Origin of the sequence: Nocardia sp. NPDC051929 (assembly GCF_044548645.1) — a bacterium.
GTDB classification, from domain to species: domain Bacteria; phylum Actinomycetota; class Actinomycetes; order Mycobacteriales; family Mycobacteriaceae; genus Nocardia; species Nocardia sichangensis.
In genome coordinates this window covers 1-18,018 of sequence record NZ_JBIUCG010000045.1, presented here as the reverse complement: position 1 = coordinate 18,018, position 18,018 = coordinate 1, and the positions used below count along the sequence as shown (strand labels likewise).

Sequence of the window (18,018 nt, the reverse complement as noted above, 5' to 3'; positions counted from 1 at the left end):
CAAAAGCCTCGGCTGGAAGACGCCCGCTGAAGCCTTCACCGAGCAGCTACGATCGCTCCAACAAACCGGTGTTGCGACGACCGATTGAATACGGCCTGGCTGCCCGCGTCGGTGTGAAATATGAGTCCGGGCTCGACCGGGTGTCCGTAGTGGCCGCGCCGCCACACGGCCATGTTGAGAGCTTTGTCCACCAACGCTGTCGTCTTGGTGGCCGCGGCGGTCCAGCCCACGATCGCGCGAGAGTAAGCGTCGAACACGAACGCCACATACGCCCATCCGGTCCAGGTCGAGACGTAGGTGAAATCCGCGACCCACACCCGGTCCGGAGCGGGGGCAGTGAAGTCGCGGTTGAGCTTGTCGGTGGCGCGCACGCCGTCCTTGCCCGGGATCGTGGTGCGATGCTTGCGGCCTCGCACGACACCGTTGAGCCCGAGTTCGCCCATGATCCGGTCGACGGTGCAGAACGCCACGTCGTGGCCTTGGCGGCGCAGGTAGCGGGTCATCTTGCGGCGGCCGTACATTTGCTCGGGCTTGCCCGCGAGGTCTCGTAACGCGTTCTCGAGGTAGGCGTCGGTGGCATCGCGGGCCGAGGGTGGTCGGTGGCGGGCTTTGCGGTAGGTCAGCGGCGCGATCTGGACTCCGTGCGCAGACAGCGCGCGGCAGATCGACTCGACGCCGTAGACCTGGCGGTACTCGTCGATGAACCCGACTATCACCGGTGTCGCGGGTCGAGTTCCCGGATGCTCCTATGTCAAGCCATCTGCAAAACAACCGTTTCCGTATTCGCGGGGCAGGTCTGTGCGGCGACTCGCTCGTCGGTGATCAGGGAACGGAAGACCACGTCGGACAGACGTCGGCGCAGCAATCGCACGGCCTCGACGCGGGTCTTGCCGCGGCCGACGAGCTTGTCGACGTAGTCCTTGCCGGGCCCGAGGCCGCGGGTCTGGGTGAGTGCGATCATGTGCAGGGCGCAGTTGATCCAGTGATTGCCGCCGCGGTTGAGGCGCACCTTGCCCGAGGTGGCGCCCGACTTCACCGGGATCGGCGCGGTCCCGGTGAACCGCGCATAAGCATCCTTGTTCCGGAACCGCCCGGCCCCAGCGGTTTCCCCGATGATCACCGCGGCCGACAGTACTCCGCAGCCGGGGATGGCGAGCAGGCTCGCGCTAGCGCCCGGACCCAGTCGCGCAGTTGGCCTTCCTGATCGTTGACTTGTCGGGTCAGCTCCCGGCAGCGTGCGGTCATCTGCCGTGCGAGCCGGGCGACCAGCCCGTCGAAGCCGGTCAGTCGTTGCGCGAGGTCGTGGGTTACGCAGTAGCGGCGCAGCCCGCGGGAGGGGATCTCCAGACCGGGGTCGAGTTCGTGCAGGTGCCAGCGCAGACGGTCGGTGCGCTCGGTGACCGGGATGTGGCGGTAGTCCGACAGCAGCTTCACCTCTCGTGCGGGCCCGTCCAAGCGCGCGGTCGGCAGATCCAGTTCGCGCAACGCGGCATGCGCGACGGCCAGGGCGTCGATCGGGTCGGACTTACCCTTCTGCCGGCTACCTTGGCGGGCGGCGGCCATCAGATGTGTCGGCACCGGGACGACCTCGAATCCCGCGGCCAGCAGATCGCGTTCGAACCGACGGGTGACATGGCGGCAGTCCTCCAGCGCGAACCTCACGCCGGACCCTTGTTTGGCCCACTCCACGGCCTTGAGATGTTCTTCACTGGTCGTTCCGATCGTCTTCACCGCCAGTCGGCGGCCACCATGGTATGGCTGCGCTTGTGAGCATCTACGCCGATCACGATCAGGCTCAACGGTTTTCGTCCTCTCCGCAGTTCATCCAGATCTGACGAGCCGAGTAAGGGCGGGTACGCGTCAATTGGGCAGTTCACGCGCTCATATCGAGCCACGAACCCCACTGGCCGGGCCCAGCGGGGCCGCACATCGTGACAAGCCACCAGCATTCGAACGCCCGGGGCAGCGAAAAACGAGCGAACCTCGCTGGGCCCCAACAGCAACGCGAAGAAAGTCGACGCCAGCTTCAGGATCTCGTTGGCCTGCTTGAGGTCGCGGACCTCTCGCCGCGGTTCGGTCAGTTCCTCGCGCTCGGGCGCGGACAGGCCCGCGCCGGCCGCTTCGCTCGGCCCTCGGCCAACGCCTTCTTGATCCAGATCCGCAGCGTCTCGAAATGGACATCTACCAACCGCGCGATTGCCTGCGCAGCGGCATACGGGGTGCCGTACTCATCGAGGCGCTCGAGAGCCAGACGCACAGCCTTCTCACGAACCTCGGGGGTAGCGCTTCGACATGATGGGAACCATCTTCCTCTAGGAGGAAGCGGTCCCCGACTCGTGACGGTTCAAATCCCACCACCTTCGCAGCCCCGACACGGCACCGCAGGCACCCAAAAGGCGCAGGCCGAGCGCACTGAGCCAAACGCCCGCTACACTGTCGCCCAAATCACCGAAACCTTCGGCGTCTCCCGCGAAACCATCTACCGTCACCGACCACCTGTAACAAGCAGCTACGGCATATCCGCCCGAAATGCGGCGCGTTCTACGGCTACCTGAAGCCCGTTGTCTTTCAAGTCCTCAGGGAAGGAAGGTACCCCGGGGTCATCCATGGTTCCGATCAGTGCTCTCCATGGGTCGTCGACTATGTCTGTGAAGAAGAGTGTGTTCCCGGCAGTAGGTTCTCAGAGAGCGCGATCGCGGCGGAGCGGTCGAGGGTTGCGTGTCGAACTGCAAGCCGATACCACACGAAGCCGAACGCTTGGTCGATGATTAAGGGGAGATCGATATCCTCGCCGAGTTCCCCTCGCTGTTGGCCTCTTTGTAGCAACGCTGCCAACGCTTGACGCCGCTCGTCAGTGTAGGTGTGAAGGATCTCGGCGGCTCCAGAATCGGTTTGTGCTTCGGCAAGCAGTGTTCGCAGAGCACGAGCGACCGGGCGGGAGTTGGCTGCTTTGAAGGTGGCTTGCAGGAACGCAGTCATGTCGCCGAGAACGCTTCCGGTATCCACGGTCGGTACGCGCGCGCGGGCTCGTTCACTCAAAGCCTCCGCGACCACGGAAGCCTTGTTCGGCCACCAGCGATAGATCGTCTGCTTGCTGACCCCGGCGGCTGTGGCAAGCGCCTCCATCGTGATGGCGGTGGTGTCCGAAGCCATTAGAAGATCCATCATTGCCTGCAACACTGCCTGGCGGGCTTCCTCGTTGCGGCGTCGGCCAGTATGGGGCCGACGGGAACCTCCGGCCGGTGTCTGCTGTACCAAATCCGCTGCCTCCGTCCCGTTTGAGGATACCGCCTGGCGCGGTCCTGCGAGGTGCCTGCGCCAGCCTCATCACCCCGCCTACCTGTTGGAGTCGGCGCAGCATGCAAACTCCTGAGGCTGGCGAATTCGAGCGGGTATCGCGCACTGTCATCCTCTAATTTATCAGAACGATGCGTCTTGACAACATGATTTGTCAAGACTTACCGTACCGGTATTCTGCGAGGAGGTGCGGGAGTGAGCGGCACGAACAATGCGGTTCAGCCAAGTGGCGGATGCGACTGGCCCGACTTGGTCGAGGAGGTCCTGAACGGCGACTTGGCCGTGATGCTTGCCGACGTCACGCCGGCCGAGGGGGTTGTGCTGAGTCCCCTCAAAAATTTCGGTCTGCAAGACCGTTCCCGGGCCGAGGCGTGCCTCCGAAGTGCTCGCGCTTTCGTCTTCGAGCAATGGGCCGACATCCAGGTCGAAGTCGAGGCCGGCAACGAGTTCGCCACACGTCAGCACACCCTTCTGCGACTGACCCTGCTGAATGCGACTAATGCAGCAGAACAATGGTCCTATCGGACAGGCGGCGGCACCGCTCTGCGCGAGGGCGCTCCGCAACGATCTCTCCGCGACATCCACGCCGCCACTCAGCACGTCCTGATCGGAGACGCCTTCTACAAAGACTTGCGGACGAGCTTTGCTCGGCGTGGCCGAGGGAAAGGCATGGAGTCTGATCGGCCTGGTCTGAAGCTCTGCTCGGTCGCCGGTCGGAAGACGAGCCGACGTCGTGATGAACCCCACCGAAGCGCATCCCTCCGATCGTGTTCCTTGACCAGATGCTCATCTGGTTGAGGAACACGACATGCGGTGTGAGGAATTTGCGCGACAATCTTCTTGTCTGGCATTGCCGGCCCTTCGATCTGGACTCTTAATGGTGCACAAAATAGTCGATAGCGCACTCGTTGTTGCAGATGCCCGTTGCGTGCGGCGGTGCGCGCTTTTCGGTCCTGTCAGGATGGTCGGCATGGGTGGTCACCAACCTTCCCCGCCACTCCCCTTTAGGGCGAGATCACTGCGGGATGGATAGCAGTGTAGCCATCCTCTGGCGTCGCAATGGCTAACTAGGTCTTGGCCGCAGCAAGCTAATGCTGGCTATTGGCCAGACGTTGATCATCTAAAGATCAATGCCGCATCCAATCCATCCGCCGAGCGCTTTGCCGGCGCTCGGCTTACCACAAAGCGTCGCCGTCAAGTCAACTCCTATCTGGGCAAGCCAGCGAAAGGACAGCCATTCCAATGACGAACATTCTCATCACCGGTTGCAGTAGCGGCTTCGGTCAGCGCAGTGCGCTCGAGCTCGCACGCCGCGGCCAGCGCGTATTCGCCACTATGCGTGATCTCACGGCGGCCGAGCCATTGACGCGAGCTGCCCAACAGGAAGATCTACCCCTGTCACTGCACCGCTTGGACGTCACCGATTCGGACTCCATCGAAAGTGCCTTGCAGGAAATCAACGCCGAAGGCGAAATCGATACTTTGGTCAACAATGCCGGTCAGAGAGGTCCCTTAGGGCCGCTGACGACGTTCTCCGACAACGACCTGACGCAGACCTTCGATGTGAACGTACTCGGTGTAGCTCGTATGGTTCGATATGTCGTCCCGTCGATGATCGCCCGCCGATCGGGGACGGTGGTGAACATCAGTTCCATGGCGGGGCTCGTCGGAGCGCCGTTCGAGTCGGCGTACAGCATTAGTAAGCACGGTGTAGAGGCACTTTCCGAAGCGCTGCGCTGGGAGCTGGCGGCACACGGGGTAAGGGTCGTGGTGATCGAACCGGGGGCATACGACACCAACTTCTTTGGTGCCGCGAGATATCCCGCCGCCTTCGCCGACGACCATCCCGAGCGCGAGACATTCGCCTGGATGACGGAGGCCATCGACCGCACGATGATCACTGGGCGCCTGCAGGACCCCAACGAGGTCGTAGAGGCAATTTGCGCGGCAGCTCTCGAATCGGACGACACCTTTCGGCGCGTCGTTGGTAAGGATGCGCAGGCGATCACGGTACTCAAACGCAAGCTGCCCTTCGAACAGTATGAACAAGAAATCCGCCGCATATTCGGTCTGGATCACGGCTCCGGGCCAGCGTCCGCTGACAGCGAATGAGAGACAGGCGTATCCGGTACTAACGCTGATCTGGCCGAGCTCGACCGTGACAGTCTGGAAGCATTCGCCTGTGGCGCGAAACACGGATGGCCCGACCGCTTCGCTGCTCGGGTGCTGGGCGCGCTGGCGGTCGAGCAGTTGCTCGCCCGCGAGTATCTGGTGCGCGCCAAGGCCACCACCATCGCGATGACCGCTAACCAGCTGATGGTCCTGGGCCAAGACCGTAAAGACTGGGCACGGCGCATGAGCGGGTTGCTGCTCGGCGATGTCCGCTATCGTCGTGACAAACAGCCCAGGGATCCCGATCCCGGAAAAGCCGTCCCGGGCGGTGAAATCTACCTGAGCTTCCCGGACTCGGGCATGTCCTCGCCGCCCGGATCGCAGACGAAATCGGGGCCACAACCAGCAATACATGACCGCGAACGCGCTGCAATGCTACGTAGGCACCGCACCGGTCACCCGCAGATCCGGACGCAGCGAATTCGTCGTCAACCGCAGACTCGCGCACAACGCTACCTCGGCGCTGCGGTCCATCGATGGGCGTTCTGCAGCCTGTGCACCTCCAAATGGGCACTCGAGTTATACGACTCCAAGATCGCCAAAGGCAAATTCCACCACCGTGCCCTGCGCGCGCTGGCCAACCGGTGGCTCGACTTCCTGTGGCACTGCCTGACCCGCGGCATCGCCTACAACGAAGAAACCCACGTCAGCAACCGCCAACGCGCACTCGCCGCCTGAGATCGACAGAAGGTGTCTCATCGCAGCACCTCAAGCCGGTCCGGCTCGTCACGACCGCGCGTAGGGCGGTGAAGGGAGATGCAGTCGAGGTGCGCGACGTCGGCATTCATGTGTTCGGTGACAGGCGATGGGTTGTGCACGCGATTTTCAGCGGGCTACCTGCGGTGTCGCCGGCACGGAGCGCCAGCGTGAGGTCCTTGACCAAGAGGGATGCGATAAATCCGGGTGCGAAGTCTCGGCCGCTGGGCGTGCTGTTCACAACGTCGGCGACCGGGTGCCAGATGCGCGCAGCCCCGTTATCGCTGCACGAGCGGGTGAGTCCAGCCCCAGTTGCTCGGCCAACACGACCCCTTCACATGTGGCGGCGAGACAAATCCCGAAGCTAATGTTGCTGACGATCTTCGCGGCTTGTCCGAGTTTGGCACCGCCTAGATGGACGACATAGCTGCCAAAATCCTCGAGGATGGCCGAGCTGATTCGAATGACTCGTCACCGCCCACCATGATCGTCAGCGTCCCGCCATAGCGCCGTTGACTCCTCCGGAAACCGGCGCATCGAGAAAACGAACCGAGCGATATTCGGCAACCGTGTGGAGTCCGCGGGCCTGGTCCACATCGATAGTCCGAGCAATCGATGACAACAGCTTCCGCATCGGCGAGATCGAAGACGCCGTCCCCTGCCTGGGGCAGGGCTTCGGCCACGGAGTCGGCGTTCGGCAGCATAGTGAATACGAAATTCGGAATCCGGGACGGCGGTGGCGATGTCGTCACGACGACCCGGCCGAGCTTGCCGGAGAGCAGGGCGCGCCTGATCGTCCCTGAGCCAGGGTCGAGGCAGTTATTCGGCCGCCATTTGCCCCCTGAGCACGTTTCGACTCGGGTCGAGCCAACCGGCGACAGCGTTCCAATCCTCCGATGTCATTCGAATGCCACGTTGCTCCGATGTGAAACAGAAACAGCACTCATGACTATGTCGAGGACGATCCGTTTTCGAGTACAATTCGGTTCCGCATATCAAGCAATGTACTTCAATCATGGAACAAAATATTCCCAAATACTTAATCGTTAGACGATGGACGAAACTCCGCTTCCAGCGGAGGGGCTTGCATGCAGACAGAGCAGGCCATATGTCGCATTCGACGGCATTGAACTGAATGACCTCGAGTTCACTGCCGACCCGAGGATCACGCCATTGTGAACTACCGTGGCGTCATTGCCAGGGAGTGAGGATGCCGAGCATCCGCACCTCGGGGCGGCCTGAACCGGAGTAGGATATCGTTGAAACAGGCTCAGATAAATGCATCCAATGGATCCGGCTTCGCCTGCCTGCTCATTCAACTGGGACTTCTGATCGGCCCGAAAGTCGTCGTCCAAGCCTGTATCAATTTGGGTTTTCCATACGTGCCTCTCATATTCGTTGCCGAGATGGTCGGTGGGCTCTTTGCGTTACTGGCGGTAGTCTTGATCGCGCCTTCAACATCCGATTCGACCTCTTCGAATTCCACTCGCCCCCAACGGTAGTTGAAGATGCCTTTCCCGTAACTCGTTAACCATTTCGGTATAGCCTTCGCGAGCCTCGCCCAGATGGAACCAAGCCTGGCATCGCAGTTCGGTATCTACTGAATGCAGTACTGTCCACCAAGCCTCGGCGTAGGTTTTTGTGATGTGACTGATGACCTCGCCCAGTGAATGTGTATGCTTCCGTGCGCCTTTCGCGCGAGGCACATGGACCGCCGCCCATGCATCGATCTCACCTATGACTCGATCGATCCTGGCGCGAACTTGCTCACTATCGAAGTCGCGTAGCCGCGGCACCCGGTCGAGTTCGAACCGCATCAATTCGGCATGCAAATCGCCAAGTTCCCGTGCCCATCCAGACAATGGTAAGACGCCGGAGAAGCGCCCGGAGATCGCCTGAAACAGCTGTGCTGGATCCAACAGCGGCACATCGCCCCTCGAAGAGGGATGGTCGCCTTGTCGCTCCTCTGGTGACGCATCCCCGTTCAGATACATGGTTCACCACCTCACTTCGACGCATCTTCGGGCGAACTCTGTGAAACGTCCGCATCACCTTCGGGTCAATTCGAGTTGTCAATACCGTACGTCTCGACAAGACGTTTGTCAATACGGTCGGTTCCGGTAAATTTTCCGGTGATCCATCCCTTCTCGACGAGCCTCACTCCTTGGGTGCCGACCGGATCGGAGGGGCCATGATGTCGCAACCGGTCGATATCAACGCTCGAGGACGGTTGACACTCTCCGTCGAAGATTCTGCGGGCTGCTGCTGGATAACGTTGTGCCGCAGGATATTTCGGTGTGGCGAGGAAGTCTGGATGATGTGTTGGCTCGCGTTGGTGGGGTTGTTCGGGCGGGCGGAGCCGCAGGGTGGGCGAGGGCGTATGTGGCAGGGTTGCTGGCGCTGGCGGAGTGGAAGAACTCACGACAGCTGGCCGAGGTCGGCGGGGGCGGTGAGTGCCCCGACGGGTGCCGGCATCTGCTGAACCGGGCGCGCGAGGTGCGCGATCAGGTCCGCGCGTATGTGGTCGAGGCATTGGCTTCACCGGACGGGGTGCTGGTGGTCGATGAGACGGGTTTCGTGAAGAAGGGACTGTGCTCGGTCGGGGTGCAGCGGCAGTGCTCAGGCACCGCGGGCAGTATTCAGATATCGCAACCGACGGTGTCTGCGACACGGGTCAGCTGCACGACACCAACTACCGGCACAACTGGACTAGCGACCAATTAGCTTCGACCAAAGCGGTATGGGACATGCTGGCCCTACATGATCCCCAGTTCCTCAACCCGCAGGAGTATTCCGTCACTGACGCCATCAATCGGTAGGGTCTGCCGACGGCCCTTCCGCCGCCGGTATTCGACTTGCGTCCCGAGTATTATCGCGACTGGCGAGCCCGCGTACCGCCAGTTTTGTTGCCTATGCCACGCATGAGCATCGGGGCGTGCCTTCCGGACTGGGTCGTGCCCCTAGGCTGATCGAATCTCATTCACGCAGATTATTCAGTATTGGCCGGAGCAGATAGGTGGCCTCTTCCGCGGCGGCTGTCTCGTCGAGGGGGGCGTGCCCGACCAGCAGTCGATACCAGATGAAACCGAACGCATGGTCGACCACAAGGGGGAGGTTGGCATCGGTTGTGAGTTCGCCGCGCCGTTGTCCGTGCTCGAGTATCGCGAGCACTACTGATCGACGTTGAGCGGTGTAGGTACGAAGAACCTCGGCGGCATGAGGATCGTGCTGAGCCGCGGCCATCAGTGTTCTGAGTGCGCGCGACACCGGCGTCGAGTTCGCCGCTCGGAACGAGGCCGCCAAGAAGGCCGTGAGGTCTCCTAGTGTGGTACCTGTATCAGTTTCCGGTATCCGGTCGCGGGCGTCGTTTGTCAACGCATCGGCTAGGACCGCAGCTTTGGATGGCCACCATCGGTAGATGGTTTGAACACCGACACCTGCTTCTTTCGCCAGCGCATCCATTGTGATGGTGGAAGAGTGGGGTGCTGTCAGCAATGCGATGGCCGAGTGCAGAATCGCCTGCCGCGCCTCCTCGTTGCGGCGCCGTCCGGTGTGGCGGCGTCGCATAGTCGAGGCTGGCGCGTTGTCGGTGCCGCCTGATGTCTCATTCGTCACCAAGTCAGCGTAGCGCGCGAGTGAACACCACTTTGTCGAGACTGTGGGTCTTGACAATCAACCTTGTCGAGAATTATCCTCTTGGCAACATCACAGCGATCGGAGGCTCTCTCAATGAGTGGTTCGGACGGTTCCAGCGAGCGGCAAACAGGCGTTGTCAGCTGGACAGACGAGGTCGAAACCGTCCTGAGTGGAGACTTGGTGGTCATGTTCGCAAGCGTCACGCCGGCGGGTGGGGTAGTGATGACGCCACTGACGAACTTTGCTCTGCAAGACCGTGCGGATGGCACAGTGACTCTTCTGAGTTCGTTGGCGGCCTGGCGCAAGCTCGCGCGGATACGACGCAATCCTCGGGTCGCGCTCGCCTTCCACACCCGACGTCACGGTTACGCCCACGAACCGCACTACGTGCTGATGCAAGGAACCGCCTCGTTTTCGACCAACGTGGACCGAGCGTGGTTGGAATCGATCGACGCGAACTGGGAACGATTCATGGGACCGCGAGATCGCGGCCTATGGGGTTGGTGGATGAAGGCTTACCAGTGGGAGCGCATCGGCATTCGCGTGGCGGTGGAACGGGTCTCGACATGGTCGGATCTGTCGTGCCGAACGGAGAGGGTGGTGCATGGAGTACCCACACCGGTTGGTCTGCTGGCATCGCAAAAACCGCCGGGCAAGGGCACCAGTCCCAGGGTTGATATCGCCCAGGTGGTGAGGCGAGTCTCGAAGCTACCTGACGCGCTGCTCGGCTGGGTCGACGGGGACGGCTTCCCGATGGTGGTGCCCGTCGGTGGAGTTCGGCAAACCGAGCACGGAATTGCGCTCGATATTCCCCAAGGGCTCGTTCCGGGTGGTGGCCGACGTGCGGGTTTGACAGCGCACTGGTTCAGTAAGGCCGCGCTCGGCCAAGAGCAGCGCCTCTACACCGGCTGGCTCGAAGCGGAGGCCGGGGCCGATGAGGTGTCGTACGCACCCCACACACAGGCGGGATATCGGCTACCGCCGTCGAAACTGCTGTATCGGGTGGTGATCGGCGGCATTACCCGCTACGGACTGCGGCAAGCTCGCCGATCAGGCTTCGTCTCCGACATAGCCAGCACATGATGTGCCGTCTTGATCAGCACCAAGTTATCCACTGCAATGAGGCAAAGGACACGAATGACAAGCAACTACAGGGCAGCCACGGCCATCCTCAACGAGACCGAGCTGCACTACGAGACGCGCGGAGACGGTCCACCTATCCTGTTCATCTCCGGCGCATTCGGTGACGCCGGTGGATGGGAAGCGGTGAGCGAGTCGCTTTCCGAAACCAACACCGTGATCACCTACGACCGACGCGGAAACTCCCGCAGCCCTGCGCCAGATGGCTGGACGGCGACGTCGCTGCACCAACAGGCGGGTGACGCGGCAGCTCTGCTGGAGTTCCTGGACGTAGGACCGGCTGCGGTATGGGCAAATAGCCTAGGCGGAGCGATCGGGTTGAACCTGGCGTTACAGCGGCCGGACCTCGTCCGCCTGGCTGTGTTGCACGAGCCGTTCCTGGCATTCCTGCTCGAGGACCCCACTGTCGCGACCGGTCCGATGCTCGAAGCCATTGCCCCGTTCCTCGCCGCCGGTGACTATCGAGGCGGGGCGGAAGCGATGCTTCGTCTCGTCGCGGGCAGTGACGTCTACGACGCGATCGCACCCGCACTGCGAGATCGGATGCTGGGTAATGCCGCAACCCTCTTCAATACCGAGTTCCCCGGTCTGTCCGAGCTCACCGCCGAAACTTTCCAGCCGCAGGTCCCGCTGACTATCGCAATCGGAGCCGAATCCCCGTCGTACCTGACCGCTGGAGCGCACCGACTTGCCGATTTGCTGCACATCGAGGTACATCGGCTTGCCGGAGCGCACGTTCCGCACGTCACCCACCCGGACATTGTGGTGGCCCTGTGTCGTCAACTTCTCGCCGGCGCGGTGCTGCCCGGGCCGACCAGCGGACGGTGATTGCGATGTCGACTGTACGAGTGGGCGCGCTGCCGACTTCGGCCGCCGAACTACTAGGCCGCGCGGAGTCGCTGACCGAGTTGTTGCGAGCCGAGGCACCCGCCAACGACAGCCTGGGACATTTGAATGACAACACTGTCGACGCCCTGCGTTCGGCAGGCCTTCTGAACTTCTGCGCACCCGAAGAACACGGCGGTTGCGGAATACCCCCGCTCGAAGCTCTTCGGATACTCGAAACAATCGCGATCGCCGATGGCTCGGCGGGCTGGGTCGCCATGGTGACAAACAGTCTGGCCATGATGCTGTCTTATCTCGATCCGGCAGTGGCTGCCCGATTGTGTGAACAGGGAACACCCATGATCGCGGGTCAGGGAGCGCCTACCGGGCGGGCCACGCCGGCTGAGGGAGGCTTCCGAATCAGCGGACGCTGGTCCTATGCCAGTGGGTTCCATGTCGCCGACTTGATTCTGGGCACCTGCCTCATCACGAGACCAGACGGCAGCCCTCAGCTCGACGCCAACGGCGCACCCCAGGTTCGGGTCTTCCTCGTGCCCAGGACCCATGTGCAGGCTGCGGGCAACTGGAATGTGCTCGGACTGCGCGCAACCGGCAGCGTCGACTACACCATCGAATCCGTCATTGTCCCGGGCGACAATGGCATCGACCTGACCGGCGCGCCCACGCACGGTGGACCCTTTGCGATGATCGGCTTCCCGGCCTGGGCTCTCTTGGGTCATACCGCTGCGGCTCTCGGCGTTGCGCGGCACGCGCTCGACGAAGCCGTCGTCATCGCGAGTTCGGCTAAAGGGCCGTTCGCGCCACCTGCATACAACGAACGTGTACAGGCCGCGTACGCGAAAATCGAAGCGGCACTGCGCAGTGCACGTGCTTTCGTCTACGAGCAATGGTCGGACCTGGAAGCCTCGATCCTAGCCGGTGAACCATTCTCGACCCGCCACCAGACGATGCTGCATTTGGCGCTGCTGCATGCCACGACCATCGCGGAACAGGTCGCCACGTGGTCTTACCGAGTCGGCGGCGGAACAGCGCTGCGTGACAGTGCATTGCAGCGATGTCTGCGCGATGTACATGCCGTAACCCAACATGTCCTGGTTGGCGACTCATTCTACAAGGACTGCGGGCAAGAGCTTCTCGGCGCCGCAGAGGGAAAGACGTGGGGCTTACTCGGACTTTCATGAAGGCCGCCGCTACGGCGGCCGCCTTAGGGTCATGAACGATCAAAGGAATTGAGAAATATGACGACGAAAGCACGGATCAGCGACTGCGGCAATGGCGCTGCACAGCGCGCCTCTTTGGCTCCTCGCTCGACGAGGTCATCTCGTCTCCTCAAATGCCGACATTGCCGCGGACTTCGATGTAGACCTTCTGGGAAGGCATGCATGCCGCGGGCCGGGCTAGTTCGTACGTGAGTCACAATGAACACCTAACCGTATCTCCCACTGACAGCCGCATAGACCCCGCCCGATTTCGGGAGACACTGGGACATTTCTGCACGGGAGTTACCGTTGTCACGGCCATTCACAATGGGAAAGCCTATGGATTCACCTGCCAATCATTTGCGTCCGTTTCGCTGGAGCCGCCCTTGATATTGTTTTGCCCACGCAGATCCTCGCGCAGTTGGTTGCACATCGAGCAGGCCGGATCGTTCTGCGTGAACGTACTTTCACGCGAACAGGAGAAACTGAGCGCACACTTCGGAACTGCGGGAGATCGCGGATTCGAATCCGTCGCATGGCGGCCCGCACCCACCGGATCGCCAGCCCTCGATCACGCCTTGACCTGGATCGACTGTACGATCGAGACCATCCATAATGCAGGAGACCACCACATCGTCGTTGGGCGAGTCTTCGCTGTCCGCGAGCCTGCAATACCACAGGAACGACCTTTGCTGTTCTATCGCGGTACCTATTCGACCACACAATCACAACCTGTGTCGGCAACTACTCAGCGTCTTCCCGAATAACCTTCTGGTGTTCTAGCTGATAGTTGCATACCAGACTGACTTCGTTGCCCGCCACTATTTTGACAGACGGAGCTGGCGATGCCGCTCCAGCCGGGCCGACCCGAAATTAATGCAACACGGCCGCGGTAGTGGAATATTGCCGTGAATATTGAATTTAAGGAGCCGGTAAGTGTCGACCGAAATGAAAAACGTTCTTGTGACGGGCGCGTCGGGCGGGATAGGAACCGCCATCGTCACGCGGTTGGCAGAGCTAGGCTTTACTGTGTACGCTGGCGTGCGTAACCCGGACGGCCGGTTGAGCGGCCGTCACGGAATCCAGCAGATCGAACTCGACATATGCGATCCGGAGTCGATCGCAGCGGCCCGTGACGAGATCAGCGCCCGCATCAACGGCGGCCCACTCTATGGTCTGGTCAACAACGCTGGTATCAGCGTCAACGGCCCGCTGGAACTGGTGCCGATTGCCGCGCTGCGCCACCAAATGGAGGTCAACGTCATCGGGCACGTCGCCGTGACCCAGGCCATGCTTCCCATGTTGCGGCCGGCGAACGGCCGGATCGTGAACATCGGTGGTGCCGCAGGCCGAATGACGCTACCGATGTATGGAGCGATGTCTGCGTCGAAAGCCGCCTTGGATTCGATCAGCTCCGCACTTCGAATGGAGCTCAAATATCAAGGTGTGTCGGTCAGTTATATCGAGCCTGGGGCCATCGCGACTGGGTTCTTCGCAACTGCCGAGAAGAACTCGGCGTACGCGGGTAGCCCAGAAGCGAAGGCTATCTACACTCGAGCCATCGCGGCGACAGGCGAGGCTTTGGCAAAGGGAAAGGCCGATCCGCCTGCGGCCGTGGTGCGTGCTGTGATCAAAGCGCTGGTCTCGCGCAAGCCTGCCGCCCGGTACGTTGTGGGCGCTCAGGCGAAGGGCGCATTGCTGTTTTTCCGCTACGTGTCGGACGCCACGAAAGACCGCATCGTGATGTCCACTCTCGGCTTGGGACGCAAGCAGTTTGCGCCCTAGCGGGATGTGCGCCCCTCGGCCTCCGCGACCTTCCGCAGCATCTGAAACCTTCTACCTGGATAGCACTCATGATTTCGCAGATTCAACATTTCATCAATGGACAGCGTACTGCCGGGCAATCGACCCGAACCGTCGACGTCGTCAACCCCAACACCGGCGAGACGCAAGCGCAGGTGGCGATGGGCTCGCCTGCCGACGTCGACGTCGCCGTCGCAGGTGCCGTCGAGGCGCAGAAGGAATGGGCTGCCTGGAACCCTCAGCGTCGAGCCCGGGTGATGATGAGGTTCATCGATCTGGTCAATCAAAACCGCGACGAGTTGGCGCGAATGCTGTCGATGGAGCACGGTAAGACAATGGAGGACTCGTTCGGTGACATTCAGCGCGGTGTCGAGGTGATCGAATTCTGCGTCGGCATCCCGCACCTGCTCAAGGGTGAGTACACCGAGAATGCGGGCAGCGGAATCGACGTCTACTCGTTGCGCCAGCCACTGGGGGTCGTCGCGGGCATCACCCCGTTCAACTTCCCTGCGATGATCCCGCTGTGGCAGGCAGGACCTGCAATCGCGTGCGGAAACGCTTTTGTACTCAAGCCTTCCGAACGCGACCCTTCGGTGCCGTTGCGGCTCGGCGAACTCTTCGAACAGGCTGGCCTCCCGCCGGGCGTCTTGCAGGTGGTGCAGGGCGACAAGGAAGCCGTGGACGCCATTCTGGAACATCCCGAGATCAAAGCGATTGGCTTCGTCGGCAGCTCGGGCATCGCGCAGTACATTTACTCGAGTGCCGCGGCCAACGGAAAGCGCGCGCAATGTTTCGGCGGAGCCAAGAACCATATGATCGTCATGCCCGATGCCGACCTCGACCAGGCTGTCGACGCGTTGATCGGCGCCAGCTACGGCAGCGCGGGGGAGCGGTGCATGGCAGTCAGCGTCGCGGTGCCGGTCGGTGATCAGACTGCAGATCGGCTGCGCGCCAGGCTGGTTGAGCGGACAAGGGACTTGCGAGTCGGCCACAGCCTTGACCCCAAGACGACGTACGGCCCGTTGGTGACCAGCGCTGCGCTGGAGCGGGTGCGCGATTACATCGCCGCAGGCGTGGCCGTCGGTGCCGACCTCGTCGTCGACGGTCGCGTACGGGGTGCGGACGACTTCCAATTCGGCGACGATAAGTTGGAGCACGGTTACTTCATCGGCCCGACGCTGTTCGACCATGTCACATCAGACATGTCCATCTACACCGACGAGATCTTCGGGCCGGTTCTGTGCATGGTGCGAGCCAAGGACTATGAAGAGGCCTTGCGGCTTCCGTCGGAGCACGAGTACGGCAACGGCGTCGCGGTGTTCACCCGCGACGGCGACACGGCGCGTGATTTTGTATCCAGGGTCCAAGTCGGCATGGTCGGTGTGAACGTGCCCATCCCGGTGCCGGTGGCGTATCACACCTTCGGCGGCTGGAAGCGCTCAGGCTTCGGCGACCTCAACCAGCACGGTCCGGCGTCGATCCAGTTCTACACCAAGGTCAAGACCGTGACATCGCGGTGGCCGTCCGGAATCAAGGATGGTGCTGAATTCGTGATTCCGACTATGGATTAAACCCGCGCATCAACCTAGGTGCAAAGCCAGTTATGGTAAGTGCGCCGCACGCGTTCACGCGCTCAACCATCGGACCTGTCAGTAAATAATTGCCGCACGCTCCGTGTTTATCTCGATCGCAGGCGGTATCTGAAAGAGATTGATCATGAGTAAGGATGCAGAGCCCACGATCGCGTTCCTCGGGCTCGGAAACATGGGTGGACCGATGTCGGCGCGCTTGGTCTCGTCCGGCTACAACGTGCGCGGTTTCGACCCTGCGACAGTTGCATCGGCCTGCGCAGCGAAAAGGGGCGTACTGATCTTCGACGCTGCGCGAGCCGCAGTGGAGCACAGCGATGTGGTGATAACGATGCTGCCCAACGGGGAAGCGGTCAAACGCTGCTATCGTGACATACTGCCCGTGGCTTCGCCGGAGACGCTCTTTATTGACAGCTCAACCATATCTGTCGACGATGCCATATTCGTTCATGAAGTTGCGAATAAACACGGCTTCGACCATCTCGACGCACCGGTGTCGGGTGGGGTAGCTGGCGCGGTGGCGGGAACGTTGACATTCATGGTTGGCGGCTCTGCATCGGTGTTGGCAGGGGCACTGCCGATGCTGGAATGCATGGCAGGCAAAGTAATTCACTGTGGGGCCTCGGGTTGCGGGCAGGCTGCCAAGATCTGCAACAATATGGTGCTTGCGGTGCAGCAAATCGCCGTAGCCGAAGCCTTCCTGCTCGCCGAGCGGCTCGGCTTATCGGCACAGACATTCTTCGACGTGATAACCCGCTCGACCGGAAATTGTTGGGCTGCGAACACAAATTGCCCCGTTCCGGGGCCCGTACCGGAATCGCCGTCCAATCATGACTTCGCTCCCGGGTTTTCGACTGTGCTGATGAATAAAGACCTCGGACTGGCGCTGGAGGCTATATCCGCGACGGGCTCGCCGGCGCCGATAGGTACTCAGGCCGCCACAATCTTCGGCAAGATGGCTCACACACATGGCGACAAAGACTTCAGTGCGGTGATCGAGCTGCTCGGTACTGCGCCGTACGTGTGAGGTCGCATCCACCCTTCGACCAGCCCTGCCGGGCCGAGCACGACTAGGCAACCCGAACTGTGCGAGGCGATCACGATCGGCGGCCCACGCGAGGTCTGCGCCGAGACCTGCACCCACCAAATCGCCGACCGGCTCACCCAACTGAACATCGCCCGCCACGAGAACTTCCGGTCCACCGGCACCCACTCAGGCCCTACTGGGCTGACGAACCACCTCGATCGTGGACGCCGCACTGGGCATTCCGGACGAACATCGAAGAGGAACACCGTCGGCGATCCCAAAGGCCGCGTGAGTTGCATCGAATGACAGACACCGAAATCCGCCGCTCAACCAAATTCGACGTGGCTTGGGCCGACCTCGAGCGTGGGCTGACGTGTGCGGTGCTCACTAGCGGCAAGCCGATTCTATATTCCTGGTCGGTTGGATCGGGTTGCTCTACGCGATCACTTCGTAGACGCCGAAGGTGGCCGAAAGGGACTTGGCTTTCTGTGGGGAAGTCATCGAAGAAGAAGGAGTTGCGATGTTGAGCACTATGCAGGACGAGCCGTTGTCGTTGGCGACGTTGCTGCGCTACGCATCGACGTTCGCTGGGGATTCGACTGTGTCGACGTGG

The 18,018-nt window shown here is 61.6% G+C and carries 17 protein-coding genes and 1 pseudogene; 11 read left to right on the top strand and 7 right to left on the bottom strand.

The window, feature by feature from the left end:
• Positions 1-101 precede the first annotated feature (101 nt).
• From ACIHAX_RS36985 to ACIHAX_RS36970, 4 genes and pseudogenes are all read right to left on the bottom strand, one after another.
• Positions 102-716: pseudogene (locus tag ACIHAX_RS36985) on the bottom strand (IS3 family transposase); the annotation flags it as partial.
• A gap of 35 nt (positions 717-751) precedes the next feature.
• The gene (locus ACIHAX_RS36980; RefSeq protein ID WP_364439255.1) at positions 752-1,120 is read right to left on the bottom strand and encodes a transposase; all 369 of its coding nucleotides are present in this window, start codon (positions 1,118-1,120) and stop codon (positions 752-754) included.
• Positions 1,117-1,689, bottom strand: coding sequence for a transposase (locus tag ACIHAX_RS36975; protein ID WP_364439267.1), 573 nt, complete (start codon positions 1,687-1,689; stop codon positions 1,117-1,119). The genes ACIHAX_RS36980 and ACIHAX_RS36975 overlap by 4 nt, the downstream gene beginning before the upstream one ends.
• A 951-nt stretch (positions 1,690-2,640) precedes the next feature.
• Entirely contained in the window at positions 2,641-3,165 is a 525-nt protein-coding gene (locus ACIHAX_RS36970) for a TetR/AcrR family transcriptional regulator C-terminal ligand-binding domain-containing protein (RefSeq protein WP_364439264.1), read from the bottom strand.
• A 417-nt stretch (positions 3,166-3,582) separates the two neighbouring features.
• On the opposite strand from ACIHAX_RS36970, the gene ACIHAX_RS36965 reads away from it, so the two are divergent.
• The 3 genes from ACIHAX_RS36965 to ACIHAX_RS36955 all read left to right on the top strand — a co-directional run bounded on the left by ACIHAX_RS36965 (position 3,583) and on the right by ACIHAX_RS36955 (position 6,082).
• On the top strand, positions 3,583-4,095 hold the full coding sequence (locus tag ACIHAX_RS36965) for a hypothetical protein (RefSeq protein ID WP_364439261.1): 513 nt from the start codon (positions 3,583-3,585) through the stop codon (positions 4,093-4,095).
• A 444-nt stretch (positions 4,096-4,539) separates the two neighbouring features.
• Positions 4,540-5,409, top strand: coding sequence for an SDR family oxidoreductase (locus ACIHAX_RS36960; protein WP_364439252.1), 870 nt, complete (start codon positions 4,540-4,542; stop codon positions 5,407-5,409).
• A 412-nt stretch (positions 5,410-5,821) separates the two neighbouring features.
• A complete protein-coding gene (locus tag ACIHAX_RS36955) occupies positions 5,822-6,082 on the top strand; it encodes a hypothetical protein (RefSeq protein ID WP_364439249.1) in 261 nt (86 codons plus the stop codon).
• A 573-nt stretch (positions 6,083-6,655) separates the two neighbouring features.
• On the opposite strand, the gene ACIHAX_RS36950 is transcribed toward ACIHAX_RS36955, so the two are convergent.
• Both ACIHAX_RS36950 and ACIHAX_RS36945 read right to left on the bottom strand, forming a co-directional pair.
• Complete coding sequence (locus ACIHAX_RS36950) at positions 6,656-6,799, bottom strand: NAD(P)-binding domain-containing protein (RefSeq protein WP_364439246.1); 144 nt, start codon at positions 6,797-6,799, stop codon at positions 6,656-6,658.
• An 820-nt stretch (positions 6,800-7,619) separates the two neighbouring features.
• Positions 7,620-8,159 carry a hypothetical protein gene (locus ACIHAX_RS36945; RefSeq protein ID WP_397282320.1) on the bottom strand — a complete coding sequence of 180 codons (540 nt, stop codon included), beginning with the start codon at positions 8,157-8,159 and terminating at the stop codon, positions 7,620-7,622.
• A gap of 283 nt (positions 8,160-8,442) precedes the next feature.
• Between ACIHAX_RS36945 and ACIHAX_RS36940 the strand changes: the two genes are divergently transcribed.
• On the top strand, positions 8,443-8,889 hold the full coding sequence (locus ACIHAX_RS36940; protein WP_397078907.1) for a transposase: 447 nt from the start codon (positions 8,443-8,445) through the stop codon (positions 8,887-8,889).
• A 252-nt stretch (positions 8,890-9,141) separates the two neighbouring features.
• On the opposite strand, the gene ACIHAX_RS36935 is transcribed toward ACIHAX_RS36940, so the two are convergent.
• Positions 9,142-9,780: a TetR/AcrR family transcriptional regulator gene (locus ACIHAX_RS36935; protein ID WP_364439240.1), complete on the bottom strand. Its 639-nt coding sequence runs from the start codon at positions 9,778-9,780 to the stop codon at positions 9,142-9,144.
• Between the two features lie 114 nt (positions 9,781-9,894).
• Here ACIHAX_RS36935 and ACIHAX_RS36930 point away from each other — a divergent pair, with 114 nt between their 5' ends.
• The 7 genes from ACIHAX_RS36930 to mmsB all read left to right on the top strand — a co-directional run bounded on the left by ACIHAX_RS36930 (position 9,895) and on the right by mmsB (position 17,405).
• The gene (locus ACIHAX_RS36930; RefSeq protein WP_364439237.1) at positions 9,895-10,884 is read left to right on the top strand and encodes a pyridoxamine 5'-phosphate oxidase family protein; all 990 of its coding nucleotides are present in this window, start codon (positions 9,895-9,897) and stop codon (positions 10,882-10,884) included.
• Positions 10,885-10,893: 9 nt separating this feature from the next.
• A complete protein-coding gene (locus ACIHAX_RS36925) occupies positions 10,894-11,769 on the top strand; it encodes an alpha/beta hydrolase (RefSeq protein ID WP_364439234.1) in 876 nt (291 codons plus the stop codon).
• 5 nt (positions 11,770-11,774) lie between these two features.
• Positions 11,775-12,968, top strand: coding sequence for an acyl-CoA dehydrogenase family protein (locus ACIHAX_RS36920; protein WP_364439231.1), 1,194 nt, complete (start codon positions 11,775-11,777; stop codon positions 12,966-12,968).
• 197 nt (positions 12,969-13,165) lie between these two features.
• Positions 13,166-13,753 carry a 3-hydroxy-9,10-secoandrosta-1,3,5(10)-triene-9,17-dione monooxygenase reductase subunit gene (hsaB, locus tag ACIHAX_RS36915; RefSeq protein WP_364439229.1) on the top strand — a complete coding sequence of 196 codons (588 nt, stop codon included), beginning with the start codon at positions 13,166-13,168 and terminating at the stop codon, positions 13,751-13,753.
• 169 nt (positions 13,754-13,922) lie between these two features.
• Positions 13,923-14,771: an SDR family NAD(P)-dependent oxidoreductase gene (locus tag ACIHAX_RS36910; RefSeq protein WP_364439226.1), complete on the top strand. Its 849-nt coding sequence runs from the start codon at positions 13,923-13,925 to the stop codon at positions 14,769-14,771.
• 68 nt (positions 14,772-14,839) lie between these two features.
• Complete coding sequence (locus ACIHAX_RS36905; protein WP_364439223.1) at positions 14,840-16,360, top strand: CoA-acylating methylmalonate-semialdehyde dehydrogenase; 1,521 nt, start codon at positions 14,840-14,842, stop codon at positions 16,358-16,360.
• Between the two features lie 145 nt (positions 16,361-16,505).
• Positions 16,506-17,405, top strand: a complete 900-nt coding sequence (gene mmsB, locus ACIHAX_RS36900; RefSeq protein ID WP_397282316.1) for a 3-hydroxyisobutyrate dehydrogenase — start codon at positions 16,506-16,508, stop codon at positions 17,403-17,405.
• Positions 17,406-18,018: the final 613 nt, after the last annotated feature.

Excerpts from the sequence above, each read along its gene's own strand:
- ACIHAX_RS36905 (WP_364439223.1), top strand. The coding sequence starts at position 14,840 with ATGATTTCGCAGATTCAACATTTCATCAATGGACAGCGTACTGCCGGG.
- ACIHAX_RS36965 (WP_364439261.1), top strand. The coding sequence starts at position 3,583 with ATGCTTGCCGACGTCACGCCGGCCGAGGGGGTTGTGCTGAGTCCCCTC.
- ACIHAX_RS36920 (WP_364439231.1), top strand. The coding sequence starts at position 11,775 with ATGTCGACTGTACGAGTGGGCGCGCTGCCGACTTCGGCCGCCGAACTA.
- mmsB (WP_397282316.1), top strand. The coding sequence starts at position 16,506 with ATGAGTAAGGATGCAGAGCCCACGATCGCGTTCCTCGGGCTCGGAAAC.
- hsaB (WP_364439229.1), top strand. The coding sequence starts at position 13,166 with ATGCATGCCGCGGGCCGGGCTAGTTCGTACGTGAGTCACAATGAACAC.
- ACIHAX_RS36955 (WP_364439249.1), top strand. The coding sequence starts at position 5,822 with ATGACCGCGAACGCGCTGCAATGCTACGTAGGCACCGCACCGGTCACC.
- ACIHAX_RS36960 (WP_364439252.1), top strand. The coding sequence starts at position 4,540 with ATGACGAACATTCTCATCACCGGTTGCAGTAGCGGCTTCGGTCAGCGC.
- ACIHAX_RS36950 (WP_364439246.1), bottom strand. The coding sequence starts at position 6,799 with ATGCGGAAGCTGTTGTCATCGATTGCTCGGACTATCGATGTGGACCAG.
- ACIHAX_RS36930 (WP_364439237.1), top strand. The coding sequence starts at position 9,895 with ATGAGTGGTTCGGACGGTTCCAGCGAGCGGCAAACAGGCGTTGTCAGC.
- ACIHAX_RS36945 (WP_397282320.1), bottom strand. The coding sequence starts at position 8,159 with ATGTATCTGAACGGGGATGCGTCACCAGAGGAGCGACAAGGCGACCAT.
- ACIHAX_RS36970 (WP_364439264.1), bottom strand. The coding sequence starts at position 3,165 with ATGGATCTTCTAATGGCTTCGGACACCACCGCCATCACGATGGAGGCG.